The sequence below is a fragment of the Vulcaniibacterium thermophilum genome, assembly GCF_007923255.1.
Lineage (GTDB): Bacteria > Pseudomonadota > Gammaproteobacteria > Xanthomonadales > Xanthomonadaceae > Lysobacter_F > Lysobacter_F thermophilum.
On record NZ_VOHJ01000008.1, the window covers coordinates 60,337 to 81,726 of the forward strand.

Genomic DNA, 21,390 nt, shown 5'->3' on the forward strand with positions numbered 1-21,390 from the left:
GCGCGCCGGCGTCGCGGTCGGACGCGAGGCCGCGCGCCGGATCCTGGCGCTGCGCGCGCAGGACGGCGCCGATCGCGCCGCGACCGCGCTTCCGGCGGCGCGTGCCGCGCCGGGAACCTGGGAGCCGACCCCGCCGAAACACCTGCCCGCATTGCTGCCGGGCTGGACGCGGGTCGCGCCGTTCGTCATCCCGCGGGCGGACGCGTTCCGCCCGCCCCCGCCCCCCGCCATCGGCAGCGCCCTCTACGCGCGCCAGTACGAGGAAGTCCGTCAAATCGGCGCCGAGCGCAGTCCGGCACGCACCCCCACGCAGAGCGACACCGCGCGGCTGTGGGCCCGCGACATCGGCGAGCACTGGAACGCGATCGCGCGCGCCGCGGTGAACTCGCAGACGGAAACCCGGCCGCCCGACCCGTTGCGGACTTGGCATCGGGCGCGGCTGTACGCGCTGCTCAACCTGGCCATGGCGGACGGTTTCCTGTCCGGATGGGAGGCGAAGTACCACTACCGCTTCTGGCGCCCGGTGACCGCCATCCGCCAGGGCGCGCGCGATGGCAATCCCGCCACCGCCGGCGATCCGCACTGGTCGCCGCTGCTGCCCACCCCCGAGCATCCCGAGTACCCGTCCACCCACAGCGTGCTGTCCGGCGCCGCCGCGCAGGTGCTGCGCTGCACGCTCGGCACCGACCAGGCGCGCTTCACCGTGGAGGGCGGCGAGCGCCTCGCGCCGGTCGTGCGCCGGTACGGCGCGTTCTCGCAGGCCGCGCGCGAAGTGGTCGAGGCGCGCATCTACGCCGGCGCGCACTTCCGTGCCGCCAACGAGGAAGGGCTGCGCCAGGGCGAACGCATCGGCGCGTGGGTGTGCGAGCGCGCCTTGCCGCCGCTGCGCGCGAGCGCGCCGGCAGCGAATAGGGGCGGAGCCGGCCGGTAAGCCGGGTTCTGTCGTGGACAGTCATTCCTCTCGGCCGCGCATCGCTGCGCGGCTCAAGCAGCCTACCCGGAGGCACCGCGGGCCGCGGCATCGCCTCCCTATTTGGCCTTGCTCCCGGTGGGGTTTGCCGTGCCGGTCCGTTGCCGGACTCGCGGTGCGCTCTTACCGCACCGTTTCACCCTTGCCTGATCCCTCGCGGGCCATCGGCGGTCTGCTCTCTGTTGCACTTTCCGTCGGCTCGCGCCGCCCAGGCGTTACCTGGCACCGTGCCCTGTGGAGCCCGGACTTTCCTCGGCATCCGAAGATGACGCGACTGTCTGGCCGACTCCGCCTGGGGATTGTACGCGGATCGGGGAATCGGGAATCGGGAATCGGGAATCGGGAATCGGGAATCGGGAATCGGGAGTCGGGAGTCGGGAGTCGGGAGTCGGGAGTCGGGAGTCGGGAGTCGGGAGCCGGGAGCCGGGAGCCGGGAGTCGGGAGCCGGGAGCCGGGAGTCGGGAGTCGGGAGTCGGGATTCAAGATTTGCCAGAAAGCTCCTCCTCCGCGTGGGATCGGACGCCGTAGGTTGGGCTGAGCCGCAGGCGAAGCCCAACGCCCTGCCACGACACGAGGCGTCGTCGCGATCGATGTTGGGCTTCGCTCCGCTCAGCCCAACCGACCGGGCCGGATTGGGGTGTGGGACAGGACGGGCAGCCTCGTAGGTTGGGCTGAGCCGCAGGCGAAGCCCAACGCCGTGCCACGACACGAGGCGTCGTCGCGACCGATGTTGGGCTTCGCTCCGCTCAGCCCAACCTACCGGGGCCGGATCAGGGGGTCGGGGAGGCGCGGACAGTGGGCGCGTCGCGACTGAAAGCCGCTCCTGCAGGGTCGGGTGCGGCACCGGCCGCCAATCGAATCCTAATCTCCCATCCCGAATCCCGCCCCGGCGCCATACAACGCCTTGCGCGGCGCCCCGCTCAGCTCGGCGGCGAGCTTGGCCGCGGCCGAGGGCGGCAGGTGCTCGGCCAGGCGGGCGTACAGGCGGCGGCCTTCGGCGATGCGCGCGGTCTCGTCGTCGCCCGCGCCTTCGACGATGAGCACGAACTCGCCCTTGCGCTGGTCGGCGTCGGCGCGCACGCGGGCGTGCAGGTCGGCGAGCGGGCCGTCGAGCACGGTCTCGAACAGTTTGGTGAGCTCGCGCGCCAGCACCGCGTGGCGCTCGCCGCCGAACGCCTCCACGCAGTCGGCCAGGCTTTCCTCGATGCGATGCGCCGACTCGTAGAACAGCAGCGTGCGCGTCTCGCCGGCGAGCTGCTGCAGGCGCTGGCGGCGCGCGGCGGCCTTCGCCGGCAGGAACCCCTCGAATACGAACCGGTCCGACGGCACCCCGGCCACGCTCAGCGCCGCGATCGCCGCGCAGGCGCCCGGCACGGGCGACACGCGCACGCCTGCCTCGCGTGCCGCGCGCACCAGCCGGAAGCCGGGATCGCTGACCAGCGGCGTGCCGGCATCGGACACCAGCGCGAGCGACCCGCCCGCCTGCAGCCGTGCGACGAGCTGCGCGGCCTGCGCCTCCTCGTTGTGTTCGTGCAGCGCCAGCAGCGGCCGCTGCAGGCCGTAGTGCGCGAGCAACTGGCGGGTGCGACGGGTGTCCTCGGCGCACACCGCATCGGCGGTGCGCAGCGTGTCGAGCGCGCGGGGCGTGAGGTCGCCGAGGTTGCCGATGGGCGTGGCGACGACGTACAGGGTGCCTGCGGACGGGGAGTTCATCGCCGGCATGGTAAGCCGCGACGCCGTCGCCGTGCCGTCCGCACCGACGGGTAGAATCGCCTCATCCCCCGCTTCGCCGCTGCCCGCCATGCGTCCGATGTCCCGCTCCGGATCGACCGTTCTCGGTTTCGCGCTGATCGCCGTGCTGCTGCTCGGCGGATGCGCGACCGCGCCGCGCGCGACCCGCACCGAAACCACCGAGCGCACCGATGCCGCCGCCGGCCAGGCGCGCGCGCTGGCGGCGAAGGCATCGACGCTGGGCGGCGCCGAGCGCAGCGCGGCGGAGCGGGAGATCGACCGCCTGCTCGGCGAGATGGACAACGCCACCCTGGCGCGCGTGGCGGCGGAGCTGCCGGCCGGCGATCCGCTCTACAACTACGCCGGGCGCGCGCTGCTGCGCCGCGGGCTGCCGCTGCCGCGACCGTTCGATCGCGGCGAGGGCTGGCGCTTCGCCGCCGGCGCCCCGGCCGAGCGCGATGGCTATCGCCCGCCGGCCAGGGTCGCCGTCCTGCTGCCGCTGAGCGGCGAGCTGGCCACGCCCGCCGCGCCGGTGCGCGACGGTTTCCTCGCCGGCTACTACGGCGAGTCGCGGCGGCGACCGGAGGTGCAGTTCTACAACACGGCCGCCGGCGGCGCGTTGGCCGCCTACGAGCGGGCGGTGGCCGACGGCAGCCAACTGGTGATCGGACCGCTCGGACGCGACGAGGTCGATGCGCTGTTCTCGCGCGGCCAGCTGCCGGTTCCGGTGCTGGCGCTCAATCGCGGCAACGTCCGGCCGCCCGCGGGGGCGGCGAGCTTCTCGCTGTCGCCGGAGGACGAGGGCAGCGCGGCGGCGGACTATCTGCACGCGCGCGGAGCGCGCCGCGTGCTGGCGATCGCCGGCGACGACGACGGCCAGCGCCGTGCCGCGCAGGCGTTGCGCGAACGCCTGGCGGAACGTGGCGGCACGGTGGTGGCGATCGTCGGCGAGGCCACCGCCGACTTCGCGCCGTTCGTCGCGCAGAACGTCGATGGCGTGTTCCTCGCGGTGCGCGGCGCGACCGCGCGCGGCGTGGTCCCGAAGCTCGCGCTGGCGGGCCTTACGGGCAAGCCGATGGCGGCCACGTCGCAACTGGCCTCCGGCACCGGCAAGGCCGGGGAGGACCGCGCGCTGGACGGCATCGCCTTCCCCACCGAGGCCTGGTGGCAGCGCGGCGTGGAGCGCATGCCGACGGCGGCGGCCGCGGGCGCCCTGCTGCCGACCGCGCGCGGCCCGGCGGCGCGGCTGTTCGCGTTCGGCCACGACGCCTGGCTGCTCGCCGCCTATCTGGAAAAGCTGGTGAACGCGACCGACGGCGCGGTCGAGGGCGCCACCGGCACGCTGCGCATCGACGGCTTCGGCTACGTGCTGCGCACGCCGGCGTGGTCGACCTTCAGCAACGGCGTGCCGGTGCCGCTGCGCGGCCGCTGATGCCGCCGATCCTCGACCGCCGCACGCGCGGCGCCCGCGTCGAAGCGGCCGCGCGCACGTTGCTGCTGCGCGCCGGGCTGCGCGAGCTCGCGCTCAACGCCCACTTCCGCCTCGGCGAACTCGATCTGGTGATGCGCGATGGCGATGCGCTGGTGTTCGTCGAAGTGCGCTACCGGCGCGATCCGCGCTTCGGCGGCGGCGCGGCCTCGGTGGATGCGCGCAAGCGGCGCCGCATCGCCGCCGCCGCGCAGGCGTTCCTGCTCGCGCATCCGGCGTGGACCGACGCGCCGTGCCGGTTCGACGTGATCGAGGCCGATGGCGATCCCGCCGCGCCGCGCCTGCACTGGCTGAAGGACGCGTTCCGGCTGGACGACTGCTGAGCGCCGCGCGAGCGGGTTCGCGCCGTGGCGAACGCGCGCCGCGCGGGCGAAGATGACATCCGCATGCGCACCGCCCTGCCCGCCGAGCTCGACCGCACGCTGGCCGCCCTGCTCGGCGCCGACGGCTGGCGCACCGATGCCAGCGAACGGCTCACCTACGGCTACGACAACTCGCGCCTGCAGGCGTTGCCCGACGCGGTCGCGCTGCCGCGCACGCGCGAGCAGGTGATCGCGCTGGTGCGCGCCTGCCGCGCGCGGCGGGTGCCGCTGATCGCGCGCGGGCGCGGCACCAACACCACCGGCGCCGCGGTGCCGGTGGCCGGCGGCGTGGTGGTGTCGTTCGAGCGCATGGACCGCATCCTCGACATCCGGCCGGGCGACCGCTGCGCGGTGGTCGAACCCGGCGTGCTCAACGGCGACCTGCAGGCCGCGCTCGCGCCGCACGGGCTGTTCTGGCCGCCCGATCCGACCAGCGCCGCCTTCTCCACCGTCGGCGGCAACCTCGCCTGCAACGCCGGCGGCCCGCGCGCGGTGAAGTACGGCGCCAGCCGCGACAACGTGCTGGCGCTCACCGCGGTCACCGGCGCCGGCGAGCTGGTCGTCTGCGGCAGCGCCACCACCAAGGGCGCGACCGGCTACGACCTGCAGCGGCTGCTGGTCGGCAGCGAGGGCACGCTGGCGCTGATCGTCGAGGCGACGCTGAAACTGTCGCCGCTGCCGCCGGCGCGCGGCCTGCTGCGCGCGCTCTACCGCGACGTCGCCAGCGCCGCGCGCGCGGTCGCGCGGCTGATGGCGCAGCCGGTGACGCCGTCGATGCTGGAGTTCATGGACGGCGAATGCGTGCGGCTGGCGCGCGACGTCGGCGGCGCCGACCTGCCCGCACAGGCCGGTGCGCTGCTGATGATCGAGGCCGACGGCGACGACACGACGCTGCCGGCCGCGCTCGACGCGCTCGCGCGTGCGGCCGCGGGCGACGGCCTGCTGGCGATCGAGCACGCGCCGGACGACGCCGCGCGCGAGCGCCTGTGGGCCGCGCGCAAGGCGCTCTCGCCCGCGCTGCGCACGCTGGCGCCGGGCAAGATCAACGAGGACGTGGTGGTGCCGGTGTCGCGCATCCCGGCGCTGGTCGACGGCGTGCAGGCGCTGGCGCGCGAGTTCGCGCTGCCGATCGTCTGCTTCGGCCACGCCGGCAACGGCAATCTGCACGTCAACCTGCTGTTCGATCCGGCCGATGCCGACCAGCACGCCCGCGCGCAGGCGGCGATGGCGCGCGTGTTCGCGCTGGCCATCGGCCTCGGCGGCACGCTGTCCGGCGAGCACGGCATCGGCCTGGCCAAGCGCGAGTTCATGCCGCAGGCGCTCGATGCGGCGACGCTGGCGCTGATGCGCGCGCTCAAGGCGACGTTCGATCCCGACGGCATCCTCAATCCGGGCAAGCTGCTGCCGTGAGCGCGTGCTCTTCGGCCGCGGATGCGCGCGGATGAACGCGGATCAAGCGCAAAGCGGGGCAAAGAGTGGCCGCCGGAGACGCAGCAAGGTGTGCAACCACGCGGTGGTCCCGCTGTCTCCTCTACCGTGATGCCGATCCGTGTTCATCCGCGCCCATCCGTGGCCACTCCTCCCAGACCCGGCTCGCTCGACGCCCTGCTCGCCGACATCCGCGCCTGCCGGCTGTGCGAAGCGGCGTTGCCGTTCGGACCGCGGCCGGTGCTGCAGGCGTCGGCGCGGGCGCGGCTGCTGGTCGTCGGGCAGGCGCCGGGCCGGCGCGTGCACGACAGCGGCATCCCGTGGAACGACGCCAGCGGCCGCCGCCTGCGCGAATGGCTGGGCCTGGACGAGGCCGTGTTCTACGACCCGACGCAGGTGGCGCTGGTGCCGATGGGGTTCTGCTATCCCGGCCGCGCCGGCTCGGGCGATGCCGCACCGCTGCCCCTGTGCCGGCAGACCTGGCACCCGCGGCTGCTGCCGCTGCTGCGGCAGGTCGGGCTGATCCTGCCCATCGGCCAGTACGCGCAGGCCTACTTCCTCGGCGAGCGCCGCAAGCCCAGCCTCACCGAAACGGTGCGCGCCTGGCGCGAGTACGGCCCGCGCCTGCTGCCGCTGCCGCATCCGAGCCCGCGCAACGTCGGCTGGTTCCGCGCCAACCCGTGGTTCGAGCACGAGGTGCTCCCCGCGCTGCGCGACCGCGTGCGCGCCGCGCTCGGTACGCAGGCGTAGCGCGCGATCCGCGGCAACGCCATTCGGCGCCGGCGCGTGCGAGGTTTCAGCCGAAGTGCTCGTAGCCCGCGCGTGCGGGCTGCCACGGCGTGCCGTCCGCGGTCAGCGCGCGCACGCCGGCGCCCTCGACCGTCCGCCCGATGCGCGCGAGCGGAAGCGCGAGCGCGCGCGCCAGCGCCCCGATCGCCGCGCTGGCCTCGGCCGGTGCGGTGAAACAGAGCTCGTAGTCGTCGCCGCCGGCGGCCTGTAGCGCGCGGCGGGTATTGCGATCGAACGCGGCGGCGAGCGCGGCCGAGCACGGCAGCGCATCGAGTTCGATCTCGGCGGCGAGGCCGCTGGCCGTGCAGACGTGGCCGAGATCGGCGAGCAGCCCGTCGGAGACGTCGATCGCAGCATGCGCGATGCCGCGCAGCGCGCGGCCGAGGGCGACGCGTGGAGTGGGCCGGTCGAGCCGGTCGCGTAGGGCCGGATCGACGCCGACGCCCTGCTGCTGCCACTGCCGCAGCGCGCCGGCGGCATCGCCGAGCGTGCCGCTCACCCACACCGCATCGCCCACGCGGGCGCCGTCGCGCCGCAGGGCCGAGCCGGGTTCGATCAGTCCGTGCACGGTCACGCAGACCGACAACGGCCCGCGCGTGGTGTCGCCGCCGACGAGCGCGACGCGATGCGCGGCGGCGAGCTCGAGAAAGCCGTCGAGGAAGCCGTCGAGCCATGCCGCATCGGCCTGCGGCAGCGACAGCGACAGCGTGCACCAGGCCGGCTCGGCGCCCATCGCGGCCAGATCGGACAGGTTGACCGCGAGCGCTTTCCAGCCGACGTCGGCCGCCGCCGTGCCGTCGGGGAAATGCACGCCGGCGTTGAGCGTGTCCATCGCCACCGCCAGTTCGCGCCCCGGCGGCACGCGCAACAAGGCGGCGTCGTCGCCGATGCCGAGCACGACGTCCTCGCGCGCCGCCGCGCGGCGGCGGATGCGTTCGATCAGCGAGAACTCGGCCACCGGCGGCGCGACGGGCGCGTCAGCCGCCCCGCTCCACCGCGCGCCACTCGGCCGCGGCGCGGTCGAGCACGCCGTTGACGTAGGTGTGCCCGTGCTCGGCGCCGAAGCGCTTCACGGTCTCGATCGCCTCGTTGAGGACGACGCGGTAGGGCACGTCGGGGCGTTGCCGCAGTTCGTAGGCGGCGATGCGCAGCGCCGCGCGTTCGACCGGATCGACCTGTTCGATGCCGCGATCGAGGAACGGCGCCAGCGCGGCGTCCAGATCCGCGCGGTGCGCGATCACGCCGCGCACCAGATCCTCGAAGTAGCCCAGGTCCGCCGGTTCGCGCGCCTGCTCGTGCGCGAACTGCACGAGGATCTCCTCCGCGCGTCCGCCCGAGAGCTGCCAGGCGTACACCGCCTGCAGCGCGCGGCGCCGGGCGCGCGTGCGCATGACCGGATCGATGCCGTCGTGACGACGCTTCATGCCAGTTGCTCCCACAGATGCGTCATCTCCAGCGCGGCCAGCGCGGCTTCCTCGCCCTTGTTGCCGTGCGCGCCGCCGGCGCGGGCCTCGGCGTCCTCGAAGCGCTCGACCGCGAGCACACCGTTGCTTACCGCGATGCCGTGGTCGAGCGCGACGCGCATCAGGCCTTCGGCGCAGCGGTCGGCGACGTGCTCGTAATGGCGCGTGTCGCCGCGCACCACGCAGCCGAGCGCCACGATCGCCGCATAGCGCCGCGAAGCCGCCAGCCGCGCGGCGGTCACCGGCAGCTCCCACGCGCCGGGCACCCGGATCACGTCGACCGCGTCCTCCGGCACGCCGTGCTCGGCCAGCGCGCGACGCGCGCCGGCCACCAGGGTGTCGACGATGCGCGGGTTCCAGCGGCTGGCGAGGATCGCGAGGCGCGCGCCCTCCGGGCGGCGCAGGTCGCCTTCGTAGTGCGTCATGGCGGGGCTGGAGAAAAGGGGCGACAGTTTACCCCGTCGGCGTGGCGGGGCCGGGGGCTTGTTACGGCCGCGGATGGACACGGATGAGCGCGGGTCGGGAGCGAAGCGGTTCAAGCCCCGCCTTGATGCTCGTCGCGCCCTCACGAGACTCAGGGTGATGGGCGCGGGCGGTTCGGTTCCGACGCCAGATGAACATGGGGCCCGGCCTTCGCCGGGACGACGATGGGTGGCCTGTGACCCCATCGTGGACTACAAGCGACCGACCTTGCGTTGAATCCCCCGTCGCCCCGGCGAAGGCGTTCATCCGCGCCGATCCGTGGCCACTCATTCGTGACCCGGCACCTCGACGTACTCGACCACCTCCAGCCCGAAACCCGCCAGTCCGATCTGCTTGCGCGGGGTGCCGAGCACGCGCAGCCGGCCGAGGCCGACGTCGGCCAGGATCTGGCTGCCGACGCCGGTGCGGCGCCATTCGGCCAGCGCGTGTCCGCGCGCCGGTGCGGGACCGTGGCCGTCGGACGCCCCGCGCAGACGCGCGAGCAGCGCTTCGGTATCCGGCGTATCGCCCAGCACGACCAGCACACCGCGGCCCTCGCGCGCGATCGCCGCCAGCACTTCGCCGATCGCCGGGCCGAAATCCGGCCGCCGCCAGTGCAGCGCGTCGGCGAGCGGGTTGTGCACGTGCACGCGCACCAGCGTCGGCAGCGCGCGGTCGATCTCGCCGCGCACCAGGGCGAAGTGCAGGTGGCGGCTGAGGCGGTCGCGGTAGGTGAGCAGGCGGAACTCGCCGAATTCGGTGTCGATCGTGCGCGCGTCGACGCGCTCGACCGTGTGCTCGGTGGCGAGCCGATGGCGGATCAGGTCCTCGATCGAGCCCATCTTCAGCCCGTGCTCGGCGGCGAAACGCTCCAGCTCCGGGCGGCGCGCCATGGTGCCGTCGGGGTTGAGGATCTCCACCAGCACGCCGGCCGGCTCCAGCCCGGCCAGCATCGCCAGATCGCACGCGGCCTCGGTGTGGCCTGCGCGGGTCAGCACGCCGCCCGGCTGCGCCATCAGCGGGAAGATGTGGCCGGGCTGCGAGAGATCCTCCGGACGTGCGTCCGGCCGCACCGCGGTGCGGATCGTGTGGGCGCGGTCGTAGGCGCTGATGCCGGTGGTGACGCCCTCGGCGGCCTCGATCGAGACGGTGAAGTTGGTGCCGTGCGGCGAGGTGTTGTCGCGCACCATCGGCGGCAGGCCGAGCTGGCGGCAGCGCTCGCGCGTGAGCGACAGGCACACCAGCCCGCGCGCGTGGGTGACCATGAAGTTGATGTCGCTCGGCCGCACCAGTTCGGCGGCCATGATGAGATCGCCCTCGTTCTCGCGGTCCTCGTCGTCGACGATGACGACCATGCGGCCGGCGCGGATCTCGTCCAGCAGTTCGGGGATGGGGCTGAAAGGCATGGGCGTGTCCGGGTTCAGTCGAAGGACGAAGTGCGCGCGCACGCGGCGGTTCGAAACGGATCCGCGTTCATCCGCGCGAACCCGTGGCGGCTTCTCCGCTGGCCAGCAACCGCTCGACGTAGCGCGCGATCAGATCGACCTCAAGATTCACCGCATCGCCCACGCGCGTCTCGGCGAACGCGGTATGCGCCACCGTGTGCGGGATCAGCGCGACCTCGAAGCCGTGCGCGTCCACCGCGTTCACCGTGAGGCTGACGCCGTCCACGCAGATCGAGCCCTTCTTCGCCACGTAGCGCAGCAGCGCGGGCGGCGCGGCGAAGCGCCAGCGCTGCGCGCGCGCGTCGTCGTGGATGGATTCGACCCGGCCGATGCCGTCCACGTGCCCGCTGACCAGATGGCCGCCGAGGCGGTCGGTCGGCCGCATCGCGCGTTCCAGATTCACCGCGGCGCCCGGCTCGAGCGCGCCGAGCGTGGTGAGCGCGAGCGTCTCGGTGGAAGCATCGGCCTCGAACCAGTCGGCGCCGAAGCCGACCACGGTCAGGCATACGCCGCTGACGGCGATGCTTTCGCCGAGCCGGACATCCGCGAACGGCAGCGTGCCGACGGCGATGCGCAGGCGAACGTCGCCGCCGCGCGGTTCGGCGGCGGCCAGGCGGCCGACGCCTTCGACGATGCCGGTGAACATCAGCGCGCCTCCGGCGCGAAGCGCACATGGCTGATGCAGGCAGCGATGGGCATGACGTTTCTCGCGATGGGTGGGCGAAAAACGTCCCCGGGCATGGCAGCGCCTGGCCGCGGCCTGCGCCGCCACCACGCGCGCCGTCTTCTTCCTTCCGGACTGTGACCGTCGGCTCCGGCGTTCGACCGGATCTGCTGACCCCGCCGTGCGGGGGCACGGCGGGCGCTCGCGGGCTCGTGCGCGGTGCGCACCTACCGCCGGTGGGGACTTCCACCCCGCCCTGAAGACGTCATGAGGCCGGCGAACCGGCCGTGCGCATTCTACCGCCCGCCGCGCCGGCACGGCCGCCGGCGTGCGGACGCTGCGTTGCGGGCGTCAGCCCGACTTGCGCCGCAGGTGCAGGAACAGCGGCCAGCGGATCGTGCGCGTCGTGTGCGGATCGCCCCAGGCCGCCGCCAGCGCGTCCGCATGCGCCGCCACCGCGCCGCACCCGGTGCGCTCGCGGTGGCGCGCGACCGCCGACATGCTCGACAGGTACCCGAGCAGGCGCTCCAGCGGCCAGTCCGCACTCATCTCGAGCGTGGGCGCGGGCAGCGCCGCGAACGGCCACGCGAATCCGGCGTAGTGCGCGTCGACCAGCGCGCGCTCCGGCGGCCAGTCGGGCTCGATATCGGCGCGGAATACGGCGACGGCGTCCTCCATGCCCTGTGGCGCGACGAAATCGGCATAGCCCCACGCCGCCAGCACGCCGCCCGGCGCCAGCACCCGCGCGCACTCGGCGATGAAGGCGTCGAGGTCGAACCAGTGCAGCGCCTGCGCCACCGCCACCAGACCGACCGCGCCGTCGGCCAGCGCGGTGCGCTCGCCCGGCTCCACCGCGAGCGTCACGTTGCCCGCGCCCTGCCTCGCCCAGTGGCGGGCGATCTGCTGCGCGCTCGGATCGGTGGCATGCACGTGCGCGAAGCGCGCGGCCAGCCCGCGCGTGGCCTGACCGCTGCCGCAGCCCGGCTCCCACACCCGCGCGCCGCGCGGCGCCGCCTCGGCCAGCGCCTCGAACAGCGCGTCCGGATACTCCGGCCGTGCCGCGGCGTAATGCGAGGCGACGGCGGAGAAGTGGTCGCGGAAGCTCATGCCGCGGCGGCCCGCGGGCGCAGCAGCAGGCGCATGTCCTCGCCGATCCGGCGCGAGTCGACCACCGCCAGGTCCAGCCGCTGCGCCATGGCGTCGATGCGCAGGCCATCGAACAGCGGCCGCGCGCGCTCGCCCAGCAGCACCGGCGCGACGTACAGCAGCAACTCGTCCACCAGTCCTTCGACGAACAGCGCGCCGGCGAGCGTCGCGCCGGCCTCGACCTGTACTTCGTTGATCCCGCGCTCGGCCAGCAGCTTCATCACCGCGCGCAGTTCGAAGCGGCCATCGCGCATCGGCGCATGCGCCGTCTGCGCCTGCAGGTTGCGCGGACGCTTGGCGTCCGGCGCATGGATGTACAGCGTGGGCGCGTCGCCTTCGCGCACGCGGCCGCGGGCAACGGTCGCAAGCCCGGGGTCGAGCACCACCCGCAGCGGCGGCACGAACGGCGTGTCGTCCTCGAGGCGCACGGTGAGCGACGGATCGTCGGCCATCACGGTGCCGGCGCCGGTGAGGATCGCGCCGGCGCGCGCTCGCCAGCGGTGCACGTCGCGCCGCGAGGCCTCGCCGCTGATCCACTTCGAATCGCCGCTGGCGAGCGCGCTGCGGCCGTCCAGGCTGGTGGCGAGCTTCACCCGCACCCACGGCCGGCCGCGTTCGATGCGCGAAAGCCAGCCGCGGTTGAGCGCGCGCGCCTGCGCTTCCATCAGGCCGTCGCGCACCTCGATGCCGGCCGCGCGCAGACGTGCGAAACCGGCACCATCCACCTGCGGGAACGGATCGCGCATCGCCGCGACCACCCGTGCCACGCCCGCGGCGATCAGCGCATCCGCGCAAGGGCCGGTGCGCCCGGTATGCGCGCACGGTTCCAGCGTGACGTAGACGCTCGCGCCCTTCGCGCGCGCGCCGGCCTGCGCAAGCGCGTGCAGCTCGGCGTGCGGCTCGCCCGCGCGCACGTGCCAGCCCTCGCCGACCACCTCCTCGCCGTGCGCGATCACGCAGCCGACCATCGGGTTCGGCCGCGTGGTGTACGCACCCCGCTCGGCCAGGCGCAGCGCGCGCGCCATCAGCGCGTGGTCGGTGGCGGTGAACGGCTCATTCGCGGACATAACGGCCCTCGCCCCAGTTCGCAGGCACCAGTGCGCCATCTTCCACACGCAGGCGCAGCTCGTCGAACGGCAGCGGCACGGTCTGCCGGGCGTCGAAGCGGACCTGCAGCACCGCCGGTCCCGGCGGCGCCACCGCCAGAGTGTTCTCGCCGACCGTTCCCTCCTGCCCGCGCAGCCGCAGGCGCACCTGCTCGAGCGTGGCCTGCGCGCGCGGACGCACGCCGGCCCAGCCGCCGCGATCGGTGGTGCGGCTTTCGCGGTGGCCGTCACTGAAACGGAATTCGACCTCGATGCCGCTCCAGTTCAGGCCGTAGTACTCGTCGTGCACGCGCACCGCGTAGCCGCCGCTTCGCGGCTCGACGGTGATGCGGCAGCGCGCCGGACGCTCCGGCTCCGACCATCGCGGCGGTTCGACGCCGGCCCGGTAGGCGGCGTCCTGCGCCGCGCGGAACGTGTCGCGCAGCGCGGCGCGCGCCTGGCGCGCGCGCTCGATCGCGGCGCCGGCGGCCTCCGTGCCGTCGCGTTCGATCCGCGCGGCGGCGTCGCGCATCGCGGTCTCGGCCTCGAAGCGCGCGACCTGGAGATCGAGCGCGGCATGCGCGGCCGCTGCGGCCAGCTCCGCCGCATCCGGTGCGGCGGCGGGCTCATCGAGCGCGGGGGCCGCGACTGCCGCGGCATCCGCCGCGTCCTCCAGGAACGGACAGCGCGCCGCGGCCTGGTCCTCGGCCGCAAGCTGCTCCTTCTCGCCGAGCCGCTCCTCGTCGTCCTCCTCCCACGGCACCGCTTCCCCAAGCTCGAACAGCGGCCGTCCCGCCGGCGCGCGCGCGGGCACCAGCACCACCTCGTCGCCCTCGCGCGTCCAGCGGCCTTCGGCGTACTGGTCGACCGCACCGTAGGCCAGCATCCATTCGAAGCGGCCGTCCTCGTGCAGGCGCAGTTCGGAGCCGACCTCGCGCACGCCCTGCAGGTAATAGCGACCGGCGAGCGCGGCCTCGGGCGGCGCGGCCTGGGCGACGGCGGCGAGCGCCGCCAAGCCGAGCGGAAACAGACGGGCGAGCTTCATGCGAGCTTCCTTTCGTAGGGGTGGGGAGTGCGGGCGCGCCCGCGCCGGCGTCGGCGCTCAGCGCCGACGGCCCTTCTCGGGGCGCGGTTCGTCCTCGCCCAGGAGCGGCAGTTGGCCTTCGCCGGGCGGCAGTTCGCGCTCCAGGCGGTCGAGCTCCTCGCGGAAATCGGCCACGTCCTGGAACGCGCGATAGACGGAAGCGAAGCGCACGTAGGCGATGTGGTCGAGCCGGCGCAGCTCGGCCATCACGAATTCGCCGACCCGGCGCGATTCCACCTCGCGCTCGGCGGTCATGCGCAGCCGATGCACCACCGCGCGCACCGCCGCTTCCACCTGCTCCTCGGCGACCGGCCGCTTGTGCAGCGCGCGATCGAAACTGTGGCGCAGCTTGCGCGCGTCGAACGGCTCGCGCCGGCCGTCGCTCTTGATGATGTTGGGCAGCTTCAGCTCGATGGTTTCGAGCGTCGAGAACCGCTCCCCGCACGCCGCGCACTCCCGCCGCCGGCGGATGGTCGCGCCGTCGTCGGACACACGCGAATCGATCACGCGGGTGTCTTCGTGCTGGCAGAAGGGGCAGTGCATCAGGGCGCCGGGAATCGGGAGTCGGGAGTCGGGAATCGATGGATGAAGGCGTGCAGGACACCGCTGTTCACGATTCCCGATTCTCCATTCCCGATTCCCGTCTCCTCACCCATACACCGGAAACCGCCGGCACTGCGCGACCACCGCCTCGCGCACGCGGGCGATGACGGCATCGTCGGCCGGGGCGTCGAGCACATCGGCGATCCAGTTTGCGAGATCGATGCACTCGGCCTCGCCGTAGCCGCGCGTGGTCACCGCCGGCGTGCCCAGGCGCAGGCCGGAGGTGACGAACGGCGAGCGCGGATCGTTCGGCACCGAGTTCTTGTTGACGGTGATGTGGGCGCGGCCGAGCGCGGCCTCGGCGTCCTTGCCGCTGATGTCGCGGCCGATCAGGTCGACCAGCATCAGATGGTTCCGCGTGCCGCCGGAAACGATCCTGTAGCCGCGCCGGATGAGCGTGTCCGCCATCGCCTGCGCGTTCTTCACCACCTGCTGCTGGTAGGCCTTGAACTCCGGCTCCAGCGCCTCCTTGAACGCCACCGCCTTCGCGGCGATCACGTGCATCAGCGGACCGCCCTGGATGCCGGGGAAGACGATGCTCTGCAGCTTCTTGACCAGGTCCTCGGACGGGCCCTTGGCGACGATGATGCCGCCGCGCGGACCGCGCAGGGTCTTGTGGGTGGTCGAGGTCACCACGTGCGCGTGCGGCAGCGGGCTCGGGTAGACGCCGGCGGCGACGAGGCCGGCGATGTGCGCCATGTCGACGAAGAAGATCGCGCCGACCGCATCGGCGATCTGCCGCATGCGCGCCCAGTCGATGATCTGCGAGTAGGCGCTGAAGCCGGCGATCAGCATCTTCGGCCGGTGTTCGCGCGCCAGCCTCTCGACTTCGTCGTAGTCGATCAGGCCCTGCTCGTTGACGCCGTACTGCACCGCGTTGAACAGCTTGCCGGAGGCGTTGACCTTGGCGCCGTGGGTGAGATGGCCGCCGTGCGCCAGCGACATGCCGAGGATGGTGTCGCCCGGATTCAGCAGTGCGAAGTAGACCGCCTGGTTGGCCTGCGAGCCCGAGTGCGGCTGCACGTTGGCGTAGTCGGCGTCGAACAGCGCTTTGCAGCGATCGATCGCGAGCTGCTCGGCGACGTCGACGAATTCGCAGCCGCCGTAATAGCGCTTGCCCGGATAGCCCTCGGCGTACTTGTTGGTGAGCACGCTGCCCTGCGCCTCCAGCACGCGCGGGCTGGCGTAGTTCTCCGAGGCGATCAGTTCGACGTGGTCCTCCTGACGGCGGCGCTCCCCGGCGATCGCCTGGGCGAGTTCGGGATCGAAACCTTCGATGCGGGCATCACGGGGGAACATCGGCGCTCCGGGAGCAGGCAGGGGAAGTTCAAAAGTCTAGCCGTCGCGTACAGTTACGGCCACCGGCGACGGTAGCGCCGGACGTGCGCATCCGGGATAATCCGGGCATCCCGTTTCCATCCGAGCGGCCCTGCGCGACGCAGGCAGCCGCTGTCCGCCTGCGGAGCCCCCATGCAGTACATCTACACCATGATCGGCGTGTCGAAGACCGTCCCGCCGAAGCGCCAGATCATCAAGGACATCTCGCTGTCGTTCTTCCCCGGCGCCAAGATCGGCCTGCTGGGCCTGAACGGCGCGGGCAAATCCACCGTGCTGCGGATCATGGCCGGGGTGGACAAGGACTTCACCGGCGAGGCGCGCCCGCAGCCGGGCATCAAGATCGGTTACCTGCCGCAGGAGCCGGAGCTGAACCCCGAGCACACCGTGCGCGAGGCGGTGGAGGAAGGCGTCGGCGACGTGCTGCGCGCGCAGGCGGAACTGGACAAGGTGTACGCCGCCTACGCCGAGCCGGACGCCGACTTCGACAAGCTCGCCGCCGAACAGGCGCGGCTGGAGGCGATCCTCGCCAGCAACGACGCGCACACCCTGGAGCATCAGCTCGAAGTGGCCGCCGACGCCCTGCGCCTGCCGCCGTGGGACGCCAAGATCGGCCCGCTGTCCGGCGGCGAGAAGCGCCGCGTGGCGCTGTGCCGCCTGCTGCTGTCCAAGCCGGACATGCTGTTGCTGGACGAACCGACCAACCACCTCGACGCCGAATCGGTGGAGTGGCTGGAGCAGTTCCTGCAGCGCTATCCGGGCACCGTGGTCGCGGTCACCCACGACCGCTACTTCCTCGATAACGCCGCCGAGTGGATCCTCGAGCTCGACCGCGGCCGCGGCATCCCGTGGAAGGGCAACTACACCGAGTGGCTGGTGCAGAAGGAAGAGCGCCTGAAGCAGGAAGAGGCGCAGGAAAAGGCGCGCCAGAAGGCGATCCAGCGCGAGCTCGAATGGGCGCGGCAGAACGCCAAGGGCGGCCGCTCCAAGGGCAAGGCGCGCCTGGCGCGGCTGGAGGAGCTGCAGTCGGTCGAGTACCAGCGCCGCAACGAGACCAACGAGATCTTCATTCCGCCGGGCGAGCGGCTGGGCAACAACGTCATCGAGTTCCGCAACGTCAGCAAGAAGTTCGGCGACCGCCTGCTGATCGACAACCTGAGCTTCATGGTGCCGCCGGGCGCCATCATCGGCATCATCGGCCCGAACGGCGCCGGCAAGTCGACGCTGTTCAAGATGATCACCGGCCAGGAGAAGCCGGATTCCGGCGAGATCGTCATCGGCCCGACCGTGCAGCTCGCCTACGTCGACCAGAGCCGCGGCGCGCTCGATCCGAACAAAACGGTGTGGGAGGAGGTGTCGGGCGGACTCGACATCCTCAACATCAACGGCATCGAGATCCAGTCGCGCGCCTACATCGGCCGCTTCAACTTCAAGGGTCCCGATCAGCAGAAGCGCGTGGGCTCGCTGTCCGGCGGCGAGCGCGGCCGCCTGCACCTGGCCAAGACGCTGCTGCAGGGCGGCAACGTGCTGCTGCTCGACGAACCGTCCAACGACCTCGACGTGGAGACGCTGCGCGCGCTCGAAGACGCGCTGCTGGAGTTCCCCGGCTGCGCGATGGTGATCAGCCACGACCGCTGGTTCCTCGACCGCATCGCCACCCACATCCTCGCGTTCGAGGGCGATTCGCACGTGGAGTTCGTGCAGGGCAACTACCGCGAATACGAGGAGGACAAGAAGCGCCGCCTCGGCGAGGAAGCCGCCCGCCCCCACCGCCTGCGCTTCAAGTCGTTGAAGTGACGTCCCGGCGCGCTCGCGCCATGCGCGAGCGCCTTTGCCGGGACGTCATCCCCGCGAAAGCGGGGATCCATGGACTTTGCTGTTGCTGTTGCTGTTTTGCTCGTCATCCCCGCGCAAGCGGGGATCCACGGACTTTGCTGTTGCTGTTGCTGTTGCTGTCGCTGTTTTGCTCGTCATCCCCGCGAAAGCGGGGATCCATGGACTTTGCTGTTGCTGTTGCCCGTCATCCCCGCGAAAGCGAGGATCCATGGACGTCAACTGCGCACAGGGGGAGGAAATGACCGCCCACGCACGCACGAGGACCCGCCCGTGAGCTTCATCGCCGCCCTCAGGCAACGCTGGCAGCAGGCCGACACGCTGGTCTGCGTCGGCCTCGACCCCGAGCCCGCGCGCTTCCCGGCGCGTTTCGCGGACGACGCCGATGCGGTGTTCGCGTTCTGCCGCGACATCGTGGATGCGACCGCCGAATACGCCTGTGCGTTCAAGCCGCAGATCGCGCACTTCGCCGCGCTCGGGGCGGAGCACGCACTGACGCGGCTGATCGCGCACATCCATGCCGCGCATCCCGGCATTCCGGTGATCCTCGATTCCAAGCGCGGCGACATCGGCAGCACGGCGCAGCACTATGCCGCCGAGGCGTTCGACCGCTACCGCGCCGATGCCGTCACCGTGAACCCCTACCTCGGCCGCGATTCGGTGCAGCCGTTCCTCGACCGCGCCGACAAGGGCGTGATCGTGCTGTGCCGCACTTCCAACCCGGGCGCCGGCGACCTGCAGGACCTGCTGGTGCACGGCCGGCCGCTGTACCAGCAGGTGGCGCAGAAGGTCGCGCACGAATGGAACGCGCACGGCAACTGCGCGCTGGTGGTGGGCGCGACCTGGCCGGAGCAGTTGCGCGAGGTGCGCGGGATCGCCGGCGATCTGCCGTTCCTGGTCCCCGGCGTGGGCGCGCAGGGCGGCGACGTGGAAGCGGTGGTGCGCAACGCGCGCACCGCCGACGGCACCGGCCTGATCGTCAGCTCCTCGCGCGCGATCCTGTACGCCTCATCCGGCGACGACTTCGCCGATGCCGCGCGCGAGGCGGCGCGCGCCTTGCGCGAGACGATCAACCGGTACCGCTGAGCGCGCCCGAGCGACCGCCGCGCCCGGCGCGCGTCCGCGCAGGCGCATGCTGCAACGCACGATCGCCACCCCGGCCGCACTGACGCGTGCGGGCCAGCGTTGACGCGCCACGTCCATCCGACCACCCCCTCCGGCGCCCTTCACGAAGCGCACACGCGCGGCCGCACAAAACCGCGCGTCCGGCACGCCATGCCCGCGCGGAGCGATTACCCTCTGCGCGCGGTCGAAGCGATGCACGCTCCGTCCCGCCGCATCCGCTCAAGGACGACGACGATGAGTTTCTGGCACCTGTTGATCCTGCTGGTTCTGCTGCTGATCGCCGCCGGTGCGGCGGTGATCCTGTTCTACCTGCAAACCGACGCCACCGACGACGGCGGCGCGTCCCCGCGCGACGGCTCGTCCGGCTGAACGCGACCGGCGGCGCTCAGCGCGCCCGCATCGCGGCTTCGATCTCGTCCGCGCGTTTGGGCAGGGCCGCGGTCAGCACGCGGTGGCCGTCGGCGGTGACCAGCACGTCGTCCTCGATGCGCACGCCGAGCCCGCGCCAGCGCGGCGCCACGCCGAGGTCGTCGGCCGGCACATAGAGGCCGGGTTCGACGGTGAACACCATGCCGGGCTCGAGCAGGCGCGACTGCCCGTCGATGCGGTATTCGCCGACGTCGTGCACGTCCAGGCCGAGCCAGTGGCCGGTCTTGTGGCGGTAGTAGCGCCGGTAGCTGCCTTCGGCGATCACCTTCTCCAGCCGCCCCTTGAGCAGCCCCAGCCGCAGCAGCCCCTCGGCGAGGACCGCCACCGCGGTGTCGTGCAGGCTCGCGTACGGCACGCCCGGGCGCGCCTGCGCGATCGCCGCTTCCTGCGCGTCGCAGACCACCTCGTGCAGGGCGCGCTGCTCGGGAGTGAAGCGGCCGTTGACCGGGAACGTGCGGGTGATGTCGGCCGCGTAGCCGCGGTATTCGGCGCCGGCGTCGATCAGCACCAGGTCGCCGTCGCGCGCCTGCGCGGCGTTGGCGCGGTAGTGCAGCACGCAGGCGTTGGCGCCGGCGCCGACGATGCAGGCGTACGCCGGCTCGGCCTCGTGGCGGCGGAACACGTATTCCAGCTCCGCCTGCAGCTCGTACTCGCGGATGCCCGGGCGCGCGGCGCGCATCGCGGCCAGGTGCGCCTGCACGCTGATGTCGGCGGCGCGCTGCATCAGCTTCAGCTCGTCGCGGTCCTTGAACAGCCGCATCTCGTCCAGCAGGTGGCCCAGCTCGAGGAACTCGTGCGGCGGCTGCGCGCCCAGCCGCACCTGGGCGCGCACGCGGTTCACCCAGCCGATCAGCTTGAGGTCGAACTCGGCATCGCGGCCGAAGTGGTAGTACACCCGCGAGCGGCCTTCCAGCAGGCCCGGGAGGATGTCGTCGAGATCGGCGATCGGATACGCGTCGTCGAACCCGAACGCCTCCACCGCGCCCTCCGGCCCGAAGCGCGGGCCGTCCCAGCCTTCGCGCTCGGGGTCGCGTTCGCGGCAGAACAGCAGGGCCTCGCCGTGGGCGCGGCCCGGCACCAGCACCAGCACCGCCTCCGGTTCCGGAAAGCCGGTCAGGTACCAGAAGTCGGAATCCTGGCGGAACGGGAAATGGGTGTCGCGGCTGCGGATGCGTTCGTGCGCCGAGGGCAGGATCAGGATGGCGTCGTCGCCGGCCATGCGCATGAGCTGCCGGCGGCGGCGCAGGTAGCGCGAAAGCGGAATGCCGCTGCGGCCGGGCGAGCTGCCGGCGGGCGGACGTTTCCGGGCGCGAGGCAGGTCCATCGCAGCGGCTCAGTTGAAGCGGCGGCGGTGCTGCGGGCCGAGCACGCAGTCGCCGTGCAGCAGCAGCACGGCCACGCGGACGAACTCCTCGATCTCGGCCAGCGCTTCCTCGTCCTCCTCGTCGCCCTCCTCCTGCGGCTGGGCCGTGGCCAGCCGGGCGATGTCGGCCAACGCCTCGCGGCTTTCTTCCGACAACGGGGGATTCGCGCCGGCCGCCATCCCGAACGCGCCGAGGAAGCCGCGGCACCAGTCGAAGAGCGCGCCGCTGCGTTCGGCGAGGCTGCGGTCGGCGTCGGGCAGCAGCAACTCGAAATCGAAGTCGCGGTCGGCGATCTGGCCGGCGCTGGCCGCGCGCAGGGCGTCCAGCGGGCTGCCGTCGGCCGGCACCGCGACGGCATCGTTGGCCAGCACGCGCCGGGTCCAGTCGGCCGCGGCCTCGCCGCCGCCGGCCAGCCAGCCGCACAGCGCGCCGTGCAGCTCGGCGGGGGAGGCGGACAGGGCCAGGCGCCGGCTTTCGGCTTCCACGGCGTTCCAGGAGGGCAGAACGTGTTCGCTCACGGATCGGGCGACGGACGGCGGGCGCCCAGTCTAGCAACCGCCTCAGGAAAGGCCCTTGCGCGCCG

20 protein-coding genes, 1 other RNA gene, 1 pseudogene and 1 riboswitch are annotated in these 21,390 nt (G+C 72.8%); of the genes and pseudogenes, 8 read left to right on the top strand and 14 right to left on the bottom strand.

The genetic code is table 11. The features are described from left to right. Positions 1-463: 463 nt before the first annotated feature. Positions 464-799, top strand: a pseudogene (locus FQY64_RS15245) (vanadium-dependent haloperoxidase); the annotation flags it as partial. Between the two features lie 113 nt (positions 800-912). Here FQY64_RS15245 and rnpB read toward each other — a convergent pair. Further along, positions 913-1,260: RNase P RNA component class A (rnpB, locus tag FQY64_RS05190), an RNA gene on the bottom strand. A gap of 571 nt (positions 1,261-1,831) precedes the next feature. After that, the gene (gene rsmI / locus FQY64_RS05200) at positions 1,832-2,683 is read right to left on the bottom strand and encodes a 16S rRNA (cytidine(1402)-2'-O)-methyltransferase (RefSeq protein WP_146472637.1); all 852 of its coding nucleotides are present in this window, start codon (positions 2,681-2,683) and stop codon (positions 1,832-1,834) included. 97 nt (positions 2,684-2,780) lie between these two features. Here rsmI and FQY64_RS05205 point away from each other — a divergent pair, with 97 nt between their 5' ends. The 4 genes from FQY64_RS05205 (at position 2,781) to FQY64_RS05220 (ending at position 6,730) form a co-directional block, all read left to right on the top strand. Next, a complete protein-coding gene (locus FQY64_RS05205) occupies positions 2,781-4,133 on the top strand; it encodes a penicillin-binding protein activator (protein ID WP_229814897.1) in 1,353 nt (450 codons plus the stop codon). Then, the gene (locus FQY64_RS05210; protein WP_146472639.1) at positions 4,133-4,513 is read left to right on the top strand and encodes a YraN family protein; all 381 of its coding nucleotides are present in this window, start codon (positions 4,133-4,135) and stop codon (positions 4,511-4,513) included. The genes FQY64_RS05205 and FQY64_RS05210 overlap by 1 nt, the downstream gene beginning before the upstream one ends. A 63-nt stretch (positions 4,514-4,576) precedes the next feature. Continuing rightward, a complete protein-coding gene (locus FQY64_RS05215) occupies positions 4,577-5,962 on the top strand; it encodes an FAD-binding oxidoreductase (RefSeq protein WP_146472640.1) in 1,386 nt (461 codons plus the stop codon). A gap of 159 nt (positions 5,963-6,121) precedes the next feature. Next, a complete protein-coding gene (locus FQY64_RS05220) occupies positions 6,122-6,730 on the top strand; it encodes a uracil-DNA glycosylase family protein (RefSeq protein WP_229814898.1) in 609 nt (202 codons plus the stop codon). A 46-nt stretch (positions 6,731-6,776) separates the two neighbouring features. On the opposite strand, the gene thiL is transcribed toward FQY64_RS05220, so the two are convergent. The 10 genes from thiL to glyA all read right to left on the bottom strand — a co-directional run bounded on the left by thiL (position 6,777) and on the right by glyA (position 16,020). Then, positions 6,777-7,727: a thiamine-phosphate kinase gene (thiL, locus tag FQY64_RS05225; RefSeq protein ID WP_146472642.1), complete on the bottom strand. Its 951-nt coding sequence runs from the start codon at positions 7,725-7,727 to the stop codon at positions 6,777-6,779. A gap of 19 nt (positions 7,728-7,746) precedes the next feature. Continuing rightward, positions 7,747-8,193, bottom strand: a complete 447-nt coding sequence (nusB, locus tag FQY64_RS05230) for a transcription antitermination factor NusB (RefSeq protein ID WP_146472643.1) — start codon at positions 8,191-8,193, stop codon at positions 7,747-7,749. Further along, entirely contained in the window at positions 8,190-8,657 is a 468-nt protein-coding gene (ribH, locus tag FQY64_RS05235) for a 6,7-dimethyl-8-ribityllumazine synthase (protein WP_146472644.1), read from the bottom strand. Before ribH ends, nusB begins: the two co-directional genes overlap by 4 nt. Before the next feature lie 324 nt (positions 8,658-8,981). Then, positions 8,982-10,100, bottom strand: coding sequence for a 3,4-dihydroxy-2-butanone-4-phosphate synthase (gene ribB, locus FQY64_RS05240; protein WP_146472645.1), 1,119 nt, complete (start codon positions 10,098-10,100; stop codon positions 8,982-8,984). A gap of 67 nt (positions 10,101-10,167) precedes the next feature. Further along, positions 10,168-10,785: a riboflavin synthase gene (locus FQY64_RS05245; protein WP_146472646.1), complete on the bottom strand. Its 618-nt coding sequence runs from the start codon at positions 10,783-10,785 to the stop codon at positions 10,168-10,170. 132 nt (positions 10,786-10,917) lie between these two features. Further along, positions 10,918-11,071, bottom strand: a riboswitch (FMN riboswitch). Positions 11,072-11,154: 83 nt separating this feature from the next. Beyond that, complete coding sequence (locus FQY64_RS05250; RefSeq protein ID WP_146472647.1) at positions 11,155-11,910, bottom strand: class I SAM-dependent methyltransferase; 756 nt, start codon at positions 11,908-11,910, stop codon at positions 11,155-11,157. After that, positions 11,907-13,016: a bifunctional diaminohydroxyphosphoribosylaminopyrimidine deaminase/5-amino-6-(5-phosphoribosylamino)uracil reductase RibD gene (gene ribD, locus FQY64_RS05255; protein WP_146472648.1), complete on the bottom strand. Its 1,110-nt coding sequence runs from the start codon at positions 13,014-13,016 to the stop codon at positions 11,907-11,909. The genes FQY64_RS05250 and ribD overlap by 4 nt, the downstream gene beginning before the upstream one ends. Then, complete coding sequence (locus tag FQY64_RS05260) at positions 13,003-14,079, bottom strand: hypothetical protein (protein WP_146472649.1); 1,077 nt, start codon at positions 14,077-14,079, stop codon at positions 13,003-13,005. The genes ribD and FQY64_RS05260 overlap by 14 nt, the downstream gene beginning before the upstream one ends. A gap of 57 nt (positions 14,080-14,136) precedes the next feature. Continuing rightward, the gene (gene nrdR, locus FQY64_RS05265; RefSeq protein WP_146472650.1) at positions 14,137-14,661 is read right to left on the bottom strand and encodes a transcriptional regulator NrdR; all 525 of its coding nucleotides are present in this window, start codon (positions 14,659-14,661) and stop codon (positions 14,137-14,139) included. A gap of 105 nt (positions 14,662-14,766) precedes the next feature. Continuing rightward, positions 14,767-16,020 carry a serine hydroxymethyltransferase gene (gene glyA, locus FQY64_RS05270; protein ID WP_146472651.1) on the bottom strand — a complete coding sequence of 418 codons (1,254 nt, stop codon included), beginning with the start codon at positions 16,018-16,020 and terminating at the stop codon, positions 14,767-14,769. A 171-nt stretch (positions 16,021-16,191) separates the two neighbouring features. Between glyA and ettA the strand changes: the two genes are divergently transcribed. From ettA to FQY64_RS15175, 3 genes are all read left to right on the top strand, one after another. Further along, positions 16,192-17,853, top strand: a complete 1,662-nt coding sequence (gene ettA, locus FQY64_RS05275; RefSeq protein WP_146472652.1) for an energy-dependent translational throttle protein EttA — start codon at positions 16,192-16,194, stop codon at positions 17,851-17,853. Between the two features lie 309 nt (positions 17,854-18,162). Beyond that, positions 18,163-18,975: an orotidine-5'-phosphate decarboxylase gene (gene pyrF, locus FQY64_RS05280; RefSeq protein ID WP_146472653.1), complete on the top strand. Its 813-nt coding sequence runs from the start codon at positions 18,163-18,165 to the stop codon at positions 18,973-18,975. 273 nt (positions 18,976-19,248) lie between these two features. Next, a complete protein-coding gene (locus FQY64_RS15175) occupies positions 19,249-19,383 on the top strand; it encodes a hypothetical protein (RefSeq protein ID WP_268245301.1) in 135 nt (44 codons plus the stop codon). 16 nt (positions 19,384-19,399) lie between these two features. On the opposite strand, the gene FQY64_RS05285 is transcribed toward FQY64_RS15175, so the two are convergent. Together FQY64_RS05285 and FQY64_RS05290 are read right to left on the bottom strand one after the other, a co-directional pair. Then, entirely contained in the window at positions 19,400-20,767 is a 1,368-nt protein-coding gene (locus tag FQY64_RS05285) for an aminopeptidase P N-terminal domain-containing protein (RefSeq protein WP_146472654.1), read from the bottom strand. A gap of 9 nt (positions 20,768-20,776) precedes the next feature. Further along, the gene (locus FQY64_RS05290) at positions 20,777-21,325 is read right to left on the bottom strand and encodes a UPF0149 family protein (protein ID WP_146472655.1); all 549 of its coding nucleotides are present in this window, start codon (positions 21,323-21,325) and stop codon (positions 20,777-20,779) included. Positions 21,326-21,390 lie beyond the last annotated feature (65 nt).

Excerpts from the sequence above, each read along its gene's own strand:
- FQY64_RS15175 (WP_268245301.1), top strand. The coding sequence starts at position 19,249 with ATGAGTTTCTGGCACCTGTTGATCCTGCTGGTTCTGCTGCTGATCGCC.
- ribB (WP_146472645.1), bottom strand. The coding sequence starts at position 10,100 with ATGCCTTTCAGCCCCATCCCCGAACTGCTGGACGAGATCCGCGCCGGC.
- nusB (WP_146472643.1), bottom strand. The coding sequence starts at position 8,193 with ATGAAGCGTCGTCACGACGGCATCGATCCGGTCATGCGCACGCGCGCC.
- ettA (WP_146472652.1), top strand. The coding sequence starts at position 16,192 with ATGCAGTACATCTACACCATGATCGGCGTGTCGAAGACCGTCCCGCCG.
- FQY64_RS05215 (WP_146472640.1), top strand. The coding sequence starts at position 4,577 with ATGCGCACCGCCCTGCCCGCCGAGCTCGACCGCACGCTGGCCGCCCTG.
- rsmI (WP_146472637.1), bottom strand. The coding sequence starts at position 2,683 with ATGAACTCCCCGTCCGCAGGCACCCTGTACGTCGTCGCCACGCCCATC.
- FQY64_RS05205 (WP_229814897.1), top strand. The coding sequence starts at position 2,781 with ATGTCCCGCTCCGGATCGACCGTTCTCGGTTTCGCGCTGATCGCCGTG.
- ribH (WP_146472644.1), bottom strand. The coding sequence starts at position 8,657 with ATGACGCACTACGAAGGCGACCTGCGCCGCCCGGAGGGCGCGCGCCTC.
- nrdR (WP_146472650.1), bottom strand. The coding sequence starts at position 14,661 with ATGCACTGCCCCTTCTGCCAGCACGAAGACACCCGCGTGATCGATTCG.
- FQY64_RS05285 (WP_146472654.1), bottom strand. The coding sequence starts at position 20,767 with ATGGACCTGCCTCGCGCCCGGAAACGTCCGCCCGCCGGCAGCTCGCCC.
- FQY64_RS05245 (WP_146472646.1), bottom strand. The coding sequence starts at position 10,785 with ATGTTCACCGGCATCGTCGAAGGCGTCGGCCGCCTGGCCGCCGCCGAA.
- ribD (WP_146472648.1), bottom strand. The coding sequence starts at position 13,016 with ATGTCCGCGAATGAGCCGTTCACCGCCACCGACCACGCGCTGATGGCG.
- FQY64_RS05260 (WP_146472649.1), bottom strand. The coding sequence starts at position 14,079 with ATGAAGCTCGCCCGTCTGTTTCCGCTCGGCTTGGCGGCGCTCGCCGCC.
- FQY64_RS05210 (WP_146472639.1), top strand. The coding sequence starts at position 4,133 with ATGCCGCCGATCCTCGACCGCCGCACGCGCGGCGCCCGCGTCGAAGCG.
- glyA (WP_146472651.1), bottom strand. The coding sequence starts at position 16,020 with ATGTTCCCCCGTGATGCCCGCATCGAAGGTTTCGATCCCGAACTCGCC.
- FQY64_RS05250 (WP_146472647.1), bottom strand. The coding sequence starts at position 11,910 with ATGAGCTTCCGCGACCACTTCTCCGCCGTCGCCTCGCATTACGCCGCG.